At 35.8% G+C, this 12,963-nt stretch carries 13 protein-coding genes; 12 read left to right on the top strand and 1 reads right to left on the bottom strand.

Annotation, left to right across the window (positions count from 1 at the left end):
- Window positions 1–7 precede the first annotated feature (7 nt).
- The 7 genes from D1Z92_RS02515 (at window position 8) to D1Z92_RS02485 (ending at window position 5,965) form a co-directional block, all read left to right on the top strand.
- Window positions 8–610 carry a hypothetical protein gene (locus D1Z92_RS02515; protein ID WP_128894077.1) on the top strand — a complete coding sequence of 201 codons (603 nt, stop codon included), beginning with the start codon at window positions 8–10 and terminating at the stop codon, window positions 608–610.
- Between the two features lie 6 nt (window positions 611–616).
- A complete protein-coding gene (locus D1Z92_RS02510) occupies window positions 617–1,117 on the top strand; it encodes an A24 family peptidase (RefSeq protein ID WP_128894076.1) in 501 nt (166 codons plus the stop codon).
- A 38-nt stretch (window positions 1,118–1,155) separates the two neighbouring features.
- Entirely contained in the window at window positions 1,156–2,886 is a 1,731-nt protein-coding gene (locus tag D1Z92_RS02505; RefSeq protein ID WP_128894075.1) for a DUF6382 and FHA domain-containing protein, read from the top strand.
- 81 nt (window positions 2,887–2,967) lie between these two features.
- A complete protein-coding gene (locus D1Z92_RS02500; RefSeq protein WP_128894074.1) occupies window positions 2,968–3,525 on the top strand; it encodes a thioredoxin family protein in 558 nt (185 codons plus the stop codon).
- Window positions 3,526–3,624: 99 nt separating this feature from the next.
- Complete coding sequence (locus tag D1Z92_RS02495) at window positions 3,625–3,795, top strand: XapX domain-containing protein (protein ID WP_128894073.1); 171 nt, start codon at window positions 3,625–3,627, stop codon at window positions 3,793–3,795.
- 305 nt (window positions 3,796–4,100) lie between these two features.
- Window positions 4,101–5,258 (top strand): hypothetical protein, encoded by a 1,158-nt coding sequence (locus D1Z92_RS02490; RefSeq protein WP_128894072.1) that lies wholly within the window; start codon window positions 4,101–4,103, stop codon window positions 5,256–5,258.
- A gap of 71 nt (window positions 5,259–5,329) precedes the next feature.
- The gene (locus tag D1Z92_RS02485; RefSeq protein WP_128894071.1) at window positions 5,330–5,965 is read left to right on the top strand and encodes a hypothetical protein; all 636 of its coding nucleotides are present in this window, start codon (window positions 5,330–5,332) and stop codon (window positions 5,963–5,965) included.
- Here D1Z92_RS02485 and D1Z92_RS17190 read toward each other — a convergent pair.
- Window positions 5,962–6,102 (bottom strand): hypothetical protein, encoded by a 141-nt coding sequence (locus tag D1Z92_RS17190; protein ID WP_164931418.1) that lies wholly within the window; start codon window positions 6,100–6,102, stop codon window positions 5,962–5,964. The two genes, D1Z92_RS02485 and D1Z92_RS17190, sit on opposite strands and share 4 nt — an antisense overlap.
- Before the next feature lie 378 nt (window positions 6,103–6,480).
- On the opposite strand from D1Z92_RS17190, the gene cas6 reads away from it, so the two are divergent.
- The 5 genes from cas6 (at window position 6,481) to cas3 (ending at window position 12,961) form a co-directional block, all read left to right on the top strand.
- Window positions 6,481–7,203, top strand: a complete 723-nt coding sequence (gene cas6, locus D1Z92_RS02480; protein ID WP_128894070.1) for a CRISPR-associated endoribonuclease Cas6 — start codon at window positions 6,481–6,483, stop codon at window positions 7,201–7,203.
- Between the two features lie 2 nt (window positions 7,204–7,205).
- A complete protein-coding gene (gene cas8a1, locus D1Z92_RS02475) occupies window positions 7,206–8,993 on the top strand; it encodes a type I-B CRISPR-associated protein Cas8b1/Cst1 (protein WP_128894069.1) in 1,788 nt (595 codons plus the stop codon).
- Window positions 8,986–9,879, top strand: a complete 894-nt coding sequence (gene cas7i / locus D1Z92_RS02470; protein WP_128894068.1) for a type I-B CRISPR-associated protein Cas7/Cst2/DevR — start codon at window positions 8,986–8,988, stop codon at window positions 9,877–9,879. Before cas8a1 ends, cas7i begins: the two co-directional genes overlap by 8 nt.
- Window positions 9,879–10,586 (top strand): type I-B CRISPR-associated protein Cas5b, encoded by a 708-nt coding sequence (gene cas5b / locus D1Z92_RS02465; RefSeq protein ID WP_128894067.1) that lies wholly within the window; start codon window positions 9,879–9,881, stop codon window positions 10,584–10,586. Before cas7i ends, cas5b begins: the two co-directional genes overlap by 1 nt.
- Before the next feature lie 107 nt (window positions 10,587–10,693).
- Entirely contained in the window at window positions 10,694–12,961 is a 2,268-nt protein-coding gene (gene cas3 / locus D1Z92_RS02460; RefSeq protein ID WP_164931417.1) for a CRISPR-associated helicase Cas3', read from the top strand.
- The last annotated feature ends 2 nt before the right edge of the window (window positions 12,962–12,963 follow it).

The following is a 12,963-nucleotide window of genomic DNA, read 5'->3' as shown; positions in this document are numbered from 1 at the left end:
TGATGTTATGAAAAACATAATAAAAAGTCATAAAGGGGGCATTGTGCTTGAGGCGGCACTTGTATTGCCTATATTCGCGATGTTTGTTTTAAGTTTAATATCGTTGATTAAAATCAATGCAACAGAAATGATGGTGCAATCAATGGTATCAGAAACAACGAAATATGTTGCAACACAAGCGTATCCGATACACTTGGCTGTAAAAGATACTGAAAATCTTTCTTTTGGAGCGTTATTAAACCAAGTCAATGTAGGTAAAGCTGAAATGGCTTCAGATGAATTTGGAGGCCATTATCAGTCGATGATATCAGAGCCGATCCTGAATTTTTTACAGTCTGCCATGCAATACGTGACAGGTAAAGTACAGCCTGAGATTGACAAAGTACTTTATGCAGCGGTGAAGCCTGTCGTATATCGATTTGCAAACAAAAATGGGATAGATGAAGAAAATTTAGAGATCGTAGATGTGGATGTGCCGAGTTTTAAAAATAAAAATGATGCTTTGTTAGCCATTGAAGTAAAGTATACGGTAGAACTTCCAATACCATTTGTGAAGAGAGAAATATCGATATACAAACGTGCTGTGGAACGTATTTGGATAGGAGGATAATAAAATATGGTATGGATCTATAGTGTGTTGTCATTATTTGTTGTTGTCGCTTTAATTACAGATATGTGGAAGATGATCATTCCTAATGTATTGACGGTGAGTATGGTGATCGTTGGATTGATTTTGAATGTGATGCTGTTTGGTTTAGAGCAGCTTATTCCTTCCCTCATCGGCGCTCTAGTCAGCTTTGTCGTTATGTTTGTCTTATACATGATTGGAGCAGTCGCTGCTGGTGATGTGAAGTTCTTCGCTGGAGTGGGAGCGTTGGTTGGTATGCAATTTTCTTTATATTCCATACTATATTCGGTTATTTATGCAGGCATCATTGGGATATTCATCCTGCTCTTTAAAAATAAAGTGAAGCGGTATGTGCATCAATTTTTTAATCACATGATACAACTAGTAACACTAAAAAAAGTTGCTTTTCATTTTGATCATGAGGAGACAACGTCATTTCCATTTATGGTAGCTGTTGCTCCAGCCATTTATACAGTCATGTTTTTATAGCTAATAATTGATAGGTAATGAAGTAAGGGGTGCAAAAAATGAAGGAACAGAGTACAATTTTTGGATTTCATTATGATTTTATTCGTCATGATGGTCATTGTATCGTATTAAGTAAAGAAGGAGGTATACCTTCTAAACTGCTATCTTCACTGCAAGTGAATATGTTGCAGCAAACAGCAGTAAATGGTTTGTTGCCATTGTATGTGCATGAAATTAATGAAAAAGTACAATTGATGTATTATTTTACGGGCAAAAGAATGCTATCGCAACACTTAAAAGATCAAGATTCATTTTCAGAGCAGCAATTTCTTACATGTTTATTACATATATGTCAAACAATCCTGAAAAGCGAAAGTTATATGCTCCATTCTTCTCAATTTATCGTTCATCCAGACTTTATTTTTGTAGGCGGAGATGTTACAGATGTTCATTTAATATATTTACCTTTTGAGCAATTTGATATGGAATTGACATTAATGAAGCAAATAGAACAATTAACGATGGTTTTGACACCGTATGTAGGAAACATGGATGCAGGTTGCATTCAAAGTTTGTTGAAAATATTTCAACACCCTGAAAACAGTATGGAGATGCTGGCAAAAGAGTTAGAAAAATTACTTCAATCTTCTTCTCCATTGGATAATAGCATGCAGCGAGAATCTGCTTCTCTTCATACGGATTTTGGTACACCAGAACCATCGTATGTAGAACACAATGATTTCGGTAACGATTCCGGCAATGATTTCAAGCAAGAACCTAAACAGCCAAAAAACTTCAATCTATTAGATGATAGCTCTTTTTCTCTATCATCACATACAAAGGATAAAGATGCTTTTCTCCCACTAGTACCAAATGAAGAGGACAATACATCTATTTTTTCTGAAACTAGCACTAAACCTAAAACTAAACCTAAAACCAAAACTAAAGCCAAAATTAAGTCTAAATCTAAAGCTAGTGCTAACGCCAAAACCAAAATGAACACCGAAAATGAAACAGAAAGCGTAATGAATGGTGGGCAGAATCCCACACATTTGTTTGATCAGAGTCTGAATAAATCCAGTTTGACCATCGTGATATGTATAGCAGGTATGATTTTTCTTTCTATATGGTATTTATTTGTTGTAAAGTCCAGCGAAGCCATACTATATATTTGTATTGGTTTTTCGCTATTACTAGCGGATAGCATGTTTGTGATGCTTCGAATATGGAAACCACCATTTCTATATGCTGAACAACATACCACAGTATCAACTGAGCCATCTATGTATAGCCCTATTCCGCACCATGAAGAAAACTTTCTAGCTACTTCAACGAACGAGTATTATGAGACACTAGCTAACAACACGACATTATTAGCAGATGATGATGGAAAAACGGTGTTGCTACGAGATATAAATAAAGACAATGAGCAAGAAGAGACACACGTACAAGGAATTCAGCATAAGGATACTCCAATCCGAGCGTGGCTATTGTTGTCTGGTCAGGGAGAAGAAAAAAGAATACCGATTGAAGGCAAAGAGTTTATCGTCGGTAGGGATAAAAATAAAGTGAACTACGCGGATCAATCTGTAGGCGTTTCTAAAACACACTTCGAAATTTTAAATCGTGAATCTGAATATTTTGTAAAAGATGTAGGATCTAGTAATGGAACCTTTTTGAATGATGAACAACTTGTACCGTATAAATATTACCCTTTAAACAACAATGATCGAATTGTCATGTGTAGCAAAAGATTTCGCTTTATGAAAGAGAGTGGGGTAAATAGGTAACCGCTTGAATTAGCAAGCAGTGACCTTTATAATGAGGGGGAATAAGAAGATGAAAGTCTTCCACAAAAAGGAGAATACATAATGGCTAGAACCCCTTCAAATATGATGCCTTTAGGCACAAAAGCACCTGATTTTGTATTGCCGGACGTGACGACAAATAGTAAAAAATCATTAGGCAATCTTGCTGGCAATAATGCTACGGTTGTCATGTTTATTTGTAATCATTGTCCTTTTGTTATTCATGTTGTAGATGAAATCGTAAGATTGGCAGAACACTACATGGACAAAGGCATTTCTTTCATCGCTATTAGTTCTAATGATGTGATAGCTTATCCAGAAGACGCTCCAGATAAAATGAAAGAGTTTGCTATTAAAAATAAATTTCCTTTCTCTTATTTGTATGATGAAACACAAGAAGTAGCAAAGGCGTATGATGCAGCATGTACACCTGACTTTTATATTTTCGATGGAGAATTGGATTGTGTATATCGAGGTCAGTTAGATGACTCTAGACCGGATAGCGGAATCCCTGTGACAGGAAAAGATATAAGAGAGGCTCTTAACCTTATGTTAGAAGGTAAACCTGTGTTTAAAGAGCAAAAGGCGAGTCTAGGTTGTAATATAAAGTGGAAAGCGTAAAAACAAAGAAAAAAACAATTTTCTACAATTGTTATTGATTTTTTTTATAAAAAAGGGGAAAATAGAGAAATCATATTTCTGCGAGGTGAATTAGACATCATGAAAATTATACTAACGGAATGGTTACCAGCACTTGGCACAGGGATGATTGTAGGACTTCTTTTTTCCTTTCTGAAATTGCCAGTTCCTGCCCCTCCTTCGGTAGGAGCTGTTTTTGGTGTTCTGGGTGTAACACTTGGTTTGCTGTTGTATGGTTATTTCTTTCGGTAATACATAATATTACCATTCAGCCATTTATTTAACTTAGTGAAGCAATACAGAAAGTCCAATTTATTTTATAAGATGAGGAAAACCATATAAAGCCATTATACTTAACAAAAATGTGTAAACGCATTCATATGTTTCTTCATCTTATGTATCATCTTTACTAGAAGATGAGCCTGTAAATACATATATTTTTATAGTGAATGTTAGTGAATAGTCAATACATAGTATAATCATGTTACACGTTACTGCGTCTCTTCTTTGTTGATTACATCCATGTAGCAGTATCATTTTCATTGCTGGAGTGATACATGTTGGATACATTTCATGAACCCGTAGTATGCAAAGAAATGATCATACAATGGAAACAAAAAATACAGTCAGAAGGTGTTTCTAATTCAACATATAATGCAGCAAAATTAGCTCAAATGATATATCAACAAATCAATGAGGCGATCCCACCTTTCCCGTCTAAAGTAAAAGAAGCAATGACGAAACAATTAGTCCGACATTTTCTACAATCCGGTGTCGATGTCCTGACGAGTGCAGATGTTATTGATATGAGTATAGTGGAAGCGGAAAAAAACGAACAGCAGTGGGAAGTTCTAGTGGATTGGTTGCAAGAACAATATCAGATGACTTTGCCGCAAGAAGTACATAAAGAAGTTAAGGAATATATAAAAAATTATAAAACGGAAGGTAAAGCCATTCCATCCGTTTTGCAATACATATTACATTATCATGTACCAAATGGGATGGATGATGTTGCTGCGACGCTGCAAATGGAGAAGTCATCCATAAAATCAATAAAAACAATATCGTTGCTTCGCAGTAAAATCCGAACGCATAAACGTGGATCTATTATCACTATTTGTGTTGTTGCATTTCTTTGTACAACCGTTATCGTTGCGGCAATAAGCAAGTCCAATGTAGATTATCGGTGGGAAGGAAGCGGTCCACCAGTTTATTATATGAATGTGAGTATGATGTCTCATCACATGACTGAAAATAGTTTGCCAGCAACGTATCAATTCACTTCTGTCGATCATGGTAAATTAAAAGCTTGGTTATCGGAAAAAGACTCTTTACTCTCGGAAGAACCGTATTTTTCGGCTTTAAATAAAACGGCACGAAGATTTAATATTCATCCACTGTTGCTTTTCGCTATAACTGGACAAGAACAAGCCTTTGTACCAAAGTATCATGAGCAAGCAGCAGAAATTGCAAATAATCCATTTAATGTTTATCATAGTTGGCAAGACTACAATACGACCATCGATGAATCTGCACGTATCGCAGCGAAGACGATTGTTCGCTTAAGTAAGGACAGGCCTGAAGACGTAGACCCTATCCAATGGATTAATCGAGAATATGCAGAGGATAAAGCATGGTGGGTCGGTGTGAAGTTAATATTTGAAGATATGCAGCGTGATATGATGCTAGATGATGTAGTGAGTGAGCAATCATAAAATAATGAAATAAACAGGAAATGCGATGCTGGGAACTAGCGGGGAAACTAAAAAGAAGGTGAATATATGACATGTTTGATCCTACCGTATTTGATAATTTAAAAGTTATTGTCGAAGGAACCGTCTATGATGCTGAGGTAGACAAACAAATTAAAATTTTAGATCGAGAAGATCACGTAAACATTGCCAACATGTCAAGAATGTTTCGTATTTCTTTTCAATTGCACGACAGCGAGGCTTTAATAACAGAGGACAAAACCAAACCTGTAGCTGCGGTGAAGCTTCATTCTGGATTAAATGACTTTTATATGGAAAGTAAAATAGAAGCAGAGAAGGCAACAGAGAAAAATAACAACATTTTATCTTTTCCAAAGCCTACAACAGAAAACGGGTATGGCTGTACATTTACTGTCTCGTTTAGTATAGAAAAAAAATTATCATCTTCTGATTTGCAAAAACAGTACATACTGCAATACGAACCATTATTAGAAACCATCTCCACATCGTGGGATGAAAAAACATCGTATGATGCAACATTTTCTTATGATGCACTGGAACGATGCTGGAAATCTGGTTATACATTTACAGTACATGTGCCACATAAGATTGGTGAAAATCAAATGGATTTATTGTATGATGCATTTGTCCGTACACAAGAAACATTGCAAATGTTGGAAGAGCACATGGAGAATGAAGCAGCTAATTAAGCTTCATTCTCCTTTTCTGATTTTGACTCGAGCAAACGTATTTTATCTTCTATTTTAGACAACCTTCTATTTATTTTGTAAATGATAGGAGTGTATATCACTACAATAAAGCCAACTACTCCAATTACTAATTCCACTTTTTATGACCTCCTTTTTTTTCATAAGTTAAATGAACTTCTTCAACTAACTACCACCAAGCATAAGATGGAGAAATCTTTACAATAACCTTTGCGCCTGCCTGGGTACTGAGGCGTATACTTGGTTCTCATGATTTCTTCATCTTATCTATTGTATCATTTCGATACTTAAATTTGATTCTTACATGTTGAAAATGATAAAAAATCACAAAAAGTAATAATGTAAACAAAGGAATATCAAAAGATATCATTTTAAATTGAAGACTACAAGCATTAAATAATTTAATGTTGTAAAATGAAAGAGTATAGTATAAATTGGAAACTAAGGTTGAATATTTAATATTAATGTCTATATTTCACTGAGGAGGTGATTTATCTTTGCGTTTTCGAGTCACATATCAGGCAGACAGAATTCCGTTACATTATCGTATGAAAATGTATAGTTTAATTAAAGAAGCAATCAAAATAGCAGATGCTGATTACTATCACAAAATGTTTGAAAAAAACAAGAATGAGATGAAGCCATTTTCGGCAGCGATCTACTTAAAAGACTTCCGAATCGAACAAAGTCATATCCATTTAAAAGAATTCTCTATTACCGTAAGTGCTGAGATGGAATTTGCCATTCATGCATTCAATGGATTGAGAAAATTAACCCAATATGAAGTGGATGGAGTGAAATGGAATCAAACCTCTATTTTATTGTTAAAAGAGTCAGAAATTAGCACAACTAGCGTTGTCTTATCCACCTTGTCTCCCATATTAGTTGAAGATAAAGATGGTAAGCCACTATCTCCTTTTACTGAAAACTATGAAACCGAAATAAATTATTATGCAAATTTAAAAGTGGCACAGGCAAAAAATAGATCATTGCATCAACCTATCGTTTTTACGCCAATCAACATGAGAAAAGTAGTGGTGAAAGAGAGTAATCGCATATTCCAGCAATCTCATCCAGAACAATCGTTATACTATACGGCTTATAAGGGAATGTTCAAACTTCAAGGTCATGTAGAAGATTTACAGTTACTTTACCAATTAGGACTAGGGAAAAAGTCAACTTTCTTCGGATTAACTGAAGTCGAGAGAGAGGGGGTGTAAGCGTGTCCATACATATAGAAAGTCAAGAATGGATGATGACAGCGGGACTCATTGGATTTACTCGTTTACTTGATGAACAAGTGAAGATGACGAGAAGTGGGGTAGAAATAACAGCGGACACGATACAAGATGTAGCTTCAAAATATATTTATGGTTTAATCGATGAATTTAGTGTAGTCGAGCGAGAGATGAAAAGGTTGAACCGGTGTCTAAGCCAAATGAGAAAAAAACCAGCGGAGATAAAAAAACATACAGCTGATATGCTTGAAAGAATTAAAGAACAATATAAAAGAATTGAAAAATATTTTCCTGAAACAGAGCAGTGTGCTGCTATCAAGACACTAATGAAACAGTTAAAAGAAGTGACTACAGCAGAAGATGTGGACAAAGTAGAACAAATCGTAAAGGGCTATCAACAGGCTGCCTCTACTCCCATGATCAACGAGAAGCTGACCTTGAATTATGCCAGAACGGTGATCCTTACCCCACTTTATGGACAGACGAGTATTCTGCAACTTAGTTTTAATGGCAATACAAAAGAACATATCAAACAAATAGAAAAAGATTTTGTTACACCAGCCTATTTAGAGCTTCAATTTTATCATCATATCCAACACACCACAGATCCTCAGCTCATCATTCAGTTTTTATCACAACACGAAGCACAGTATAAGCCTTTTAAAGATTGGTTAAAAAAAATAAAAAAATGCACAACAGTGCAAGAAATTAAGCAATACTTGTATGAAGAAGTATTGCCATGTAGCTTTATTGACGAGTTACGAGCTACACAATCGTATGAAGAGAAGATGTTTTCTCCACTTGCACTATCCCGCATTAAAGCAGCTAATTTTTACTGGGATTTTGATAATAAGCAGCCCATCCCTATGAGTGCGGTTGCGAGACTTGTTTTATTTATGATTCCGTTTGGCATGACGTTTTACAAGAGGAAAAGAGGCAATGATACATCATATGAAATTATAAATTTTGCAAGCATCATCATGTCAGAGCAATCTTTTCCAGCTATTTATAAAGACAATACACATTATAAAACACTTCGCTCTAGTGGAGCATCATTCCCTGAAGCGATTATCGGTGTATTGGAAGAATCACTTGATAAAGCGAAGAAAATGAACAATGCTTGTACGATCATAGAAGTGCATTCTCAATATCCAGGTAAAAAAACATTACTAGATTACTACCACGTTCCACCATACCTCACAAGTTATCTTGCTAAGTATGGAAAGGGGATTACATTACTGCATCAGTATGATTTGCGAGATACTTTTTTAAGAGAGATTTTACAAGGCATCGATCCGAAACAAGTATTATTTCAATATTTACGTGAAGCAGTCAAAAATGATCAACACGGACAAGGTGCTTATCATGCGGTAAGGGAACGAAGAAGAATATTAAATGCGAGGAAGGATGTGAAGCAGATGACAAGTTATGATAAACGTATTACATTTATAAAAAATTGTGGTGTTAAATTGAGAAAGAAAATGGTTAGCCGTCCAGGAAATGAAGGAGAGGGGACATATCGTGCAAGCGGACGTAAAAAGCTGGAAGGGGTTGCATACCGACTTATTAATGCAGTGAAATCAGGAAATAAAAACGGATTTATGGATACTATCTTCCGCTTGTACATGAGTGCTGACATGGAGATACCAGATATTTTTGTGGATGTATTTAAAGATGAGGGGCTAGATTTTGAAACCATTGCTTCTGCATTTATTGCTGGAATGTTAGAAAAAGATACAACGAAAAAAGAGGAGGAGACAGCAAATGGGTAAAGCACTATCACTAACAGTCATTATGAAAGCCAATTCACTAAATTACGGTGAGGGAATTCGTAACCTATCGGAATTGAAAAAAATTCATCGTGGGAATGGTGACGTGCTCACCTTTGCTTCTCGACAAAGCATTCGCTATGACATCGTTCGCTTAGGAAACGAGTGGTTCGGTTGGAACTTAGATACAATTGATAAAGCAAAAGGAACACTTCAATTTCGTGAAGATGTATCCATAGAAGATTCAGTAGAAATGGATCTATTCGGATATTTAAAAACAGGGAAGAAATCACAAAAAAGACCTGCAGTTGCAAGATTGTCGCATGCTATTTCACTTGAACCTTATCGCAGTGATATGGAGTTCTTAAACAACCTGGGACTAGCGGAGCGCATTAATGAAACGCCTGATATAGCTAATATTGAGCAGCATGAAAGTTTGTATACGTACACGTTAACGATGGATTTAGATAGAGTTGGACGTGATGGGGATGTTACTTTGTCTGAAGAAACAAGAATAAATCGGATACATCAACTACTTGATATCGTCAAATTATTAAATCGTAACATTCGTGGTCGTCAAGAAAGCCTTGCACCATTGTTTGTTATCGGAGGATTGTACCCGATTGCTAACCCGTTTTTCTTGGGCAGAGTTGCATTAGAGCAAAATACAAACAAATGGAACTTAAATGTGAGTGCTTTGCAAGATGTGTTACAAACTACGTTCGGTAATGAAAATATCGGAAATCATACGGGTATTGGTTTTGTATCTGGTATGTTTGGCAACGAAGATGAATTTGCTCATTTGACGGATGATGTAAACGGTACAGTGGAAAGTTTCTTTTCAACTTTGAAAAATCTCACTTCTGAATATATAGAGGCGAGTGAATAATGAGAGCTTTGCGATTAAAATTGTATCAACAAACAGCTTGTTACAAAAAGCCCTTTGCTTTCAAAGTATCGGAAACGTATCCGCTACCACCGCATTCTACTGTAAAAGGAATGTTGCATGCTGTTTTACAAGCAACATCCCTTATACCAAAAATGAGAATTAGTATTCAAGGTCGTTATGACACGATGGCAACGGACTATCAGACGCACTACTTTTTCAAAAAAAATAAAACAAAAGAATTTGCCTTAACTGCAGATGGATTAGGTGTCGATAGAGAGTATGTAGATATAACGACGATGCCAATTTATATGCACATGCTGTATGACGTACAATTACTGATTCATGTCACAGCAGACGAAAGTGTGTTAGAACAACTGCATTACACCCTGACAAACCAAACGATACATTTAAGCTTAGGTCGTTGGGAAGACTTAGTCAGATTGGACGAGTGTGAGTTGGTGACGTTAACTTCGCTAGCCGAAAGGAAAGACGAACCAACTTTAAAGTATAACGCTTATGTACCGCGAGATATTATTGAAGATGAAACGTATTTTCCTTATCAGCTGAACTGGACATATCGTATAGTAAAAGGAGTTAGAGTTTGGGACAAGCTCTCTGTTGGGTATATGACAGCTGGTGAAGTGATAGAAAACTTTAAGAAGCTAATGATTGATACCTCAAGCGATGATATTGTCTTTTTTCCTTAAAACCAATTAAATTCAATAAATTCCTTTTGAAACAAGGGAGCCTGCTTGTATAGGCTCCCTTCTACATAAAAAGTATATACATGAATAGACCAAATGGAGGGACTACGTTGATTTATTACGCCAAGTCGCAACCGGTAGAAACGATACAAGAACACACAGCACAATTATTAACAAGGTTTAGTCATTTTAAGAATTTATATCAGCATAAAATAAACATCTTTACGGAAAGAGACTGGGATTTACTTGAGTTATGTGTAAAGTACCATGACATTGGTAAAGCGGACGTCGCCTTTCAAATGAAAATTAGAAAAAATATGATAGAAAATGGTTTGCAAGTAGAGGTATTACCTGAAACGATACCACATAGTTCCAACGACATTCCGCATAGTCTTTTGTCTGTCATGGCACTTCCCGAACACATTATAGAGTTGACACAAGAAGAAAAAACACTTGTTTTTCAAACTATTGCCTTTCATCATGAACGAGAGTATGGTCTTTATGATGATTCATTGAAAAAGCAGATTAGAATACAATATGAACAAAATATTCTTCCTTATCATATAGAGATTGAAGCACAACATAATCTAAAAATTTCTATGGACGTAAAAGAAAGTAAAATTAACAAACTTAAGCGAAGAATCAGTCCAGATCATGATAAATATGCTCACTTGTATAAAAAATATGTACTAATGAAAGGGTTGCTCCACCGCTTGGATCACGCAGCAAGTGCGCACGTTCCCATAGAGTTGGCGACGGAATTTAACACTGCAGCATATGTTAACCATTTTTTTCAGACGAAACTGAAAACCACATTGAAACCGCTACAACAATTTACTTTGAATCACCAAGATCATCATGTAGTTGTGGTTGCCCAAACTGGAATGGGAAAAACAGAAGCAGCATTGCTGTGGTTAGGTGAGCAAAAAGGGATATTCACTCTACCTTTACGTGTCAGTATTAATGCGATGTATAAAAGGATTAGAGATGAAGAGAATTTACATTTTTCTAAATGGAGTGATGAGTACGGGGAAGAGGCAGTAGGTCTGTTGCATGCTACAAGTTTAGATTACTTGTATGATGAGATAGAGGCAAATGATCAACTGCTCGAAAAAGTACATGGTCAATCTAAACAATTTGCCAATAAGTTGATTATTTCTACGATCGACCAAGTGTTGAAATTTCCATTTTACTATTTAGGATTTGAAAAAGAATATGCCACCATGGCAACTTGTAAAGTGATTGTGGACGAATTACAAGCTTACGATCCTAAAATAGCTGCGTTATTAATTCGTGCAATGACGCTAATAGATCGAATCGGTGGTAGTTTTATGATTATGACGGCTACCTTACCCCCGTTTTATTTTAATGCATTGGAGCGGGAGCTTGAGGAATGTAACATTCCATTTAAATTTGAAACATTTATCGATGATGATGTTGTGCGTCATCATGTGCGTACGAGAGATCATTGTATATTAGATAATGACATCATAGCAGAAATTACAGAGACAGGTACACATAAAAAAGTACTGGTCATCTGTAATACCGTAAAGCAGGCACAAGAGGTATTTAAAGAGCTTGAACAGAGAGAGAGAAACGATGACAACCTTTTCCTCTTGCATGCTAGATTTACGAAGCGGGATCGCAGTCGATTGGAAAAAGAAATTTTAACGTTTGCAAAAGGGGATAAGGTAGGCATTTGGGTGACGACACAGCTGGTTGAAGCCAGTCTCGATATTGATTTTGATGTGCTGTATACAGAAATGTCATCACTAGATAGTCAGTTTCAGCGATATGGAAGATGCAATCGTAAAGGATTAAAGTCTGTAAAGGAAACAAACATTCATGTCATGTTACACGAAGTATCTGGGAACGGAACGGTATATCATCAAGAAATTTATGATTACAGCGTAAAACTTTTATCTCGTTTTCATAGTGGTATTCTGAAAGAATCGGTAAAACAAGAAATGATCAATGATTTATATGACGAACAACGTTTAGAAAATGAAGATTCAGAGTTTAAAAAAGAATTTGACAAAGCATTAAGGGAATTTAAAAATCGACCACACTATAAATTAAAGAAAGCAGAAGCACAAGAATTATTGCGAGATATTCAACAAATAGAAGTAATTCCAAAGGAGTTATTAAACGACGAAGAATTTCAGCAACATGTAGTATCATGGCAAATCGCATTAACCCCAGTAGAGAGAAGAAAAAGAAGAAAAAGAGTAGAGGCATACAGTATAGCTGTGAATGAATGGAAAGCAAAAAAGATCGGTATTAACAAGATAGACGGTACAAAAGAACTATATTATATCCATTGCAGTTACTGCGAGAGAACAGGGCTACTAACAGAAGAAATAGATTTTATCGATTAGGA

The organism is Longirhabdus pacifica (genome assembly GCF_004115085.1).
GTDB lineage: Bacteria > Bacillota > Bacilli > Paenibacillales > DSM-105158 > Longirhabdus > Longirhabdus pacifica.
This window is presented reverse-complemented; position numbering and strand designations above follow the sequence as displayed.

Coding starts and splice junctions, on each gene's coding strand:
- D1Z92_RS02515 (WP_128894077.1), top strand. CDS start 8: ATGAAAAACATAATAAAAAGTCATAAAGGGGGCATTGTGCTTGAGGCG.
- D1Z92_RS02510 (WP_128894076.1), top strand. CDS start 617: ATGGTATGGATCTATAGTGTGTTGTCATTATTTGTTGTTGTCGCTTTA.
- D1Z92_RS02505 (WP_128894075.1), top strand. CDS start 1,156: ATGAAGGAACAGAGTACAATTTTTGGATTTCATTATGATTTTATTCGT.
- D1Z92_RS02500 (WP_128894074.1), top strand. CDS start 2,968: ATGGCTAGAACCCCTTCAAATATGATGCCTTTAGGCACAAAAGCACCT.
- D1Z92_RS02495 (WP_128894073.1), top strand. CDS start 3,625: ATGAAAATTATACTAACGGAATGGTTACCAGCACTTGGCACAGGGATG.
- D1Z92_RS02490 (WP_128894072.1), top strand. CDS start 4,101: ATGTTGGATACATTTCATGAACCCGTAGTATGCAAAGAAATGATCATA.
- D1Z92_RS02485 (WP_128894071.1), top strand. CDS start 5,330: ATGTTTGATCCTACCGTATTTGATAATTTAAAAGTTATTGTCGAAGGA.
- cas7i (WP_128894068.1), top strand. CDS start 8,986: ATGGGTAAAGCACTATCACTAACAGTCATTATGAAAGCCAATTCACTA.
- cas5b (WP_128894067.1), top strand. CDS start 9,879: ATGAGAGCTTTGCGATTAAAATTGTATCAACAAACAGCTTGTTACAAA.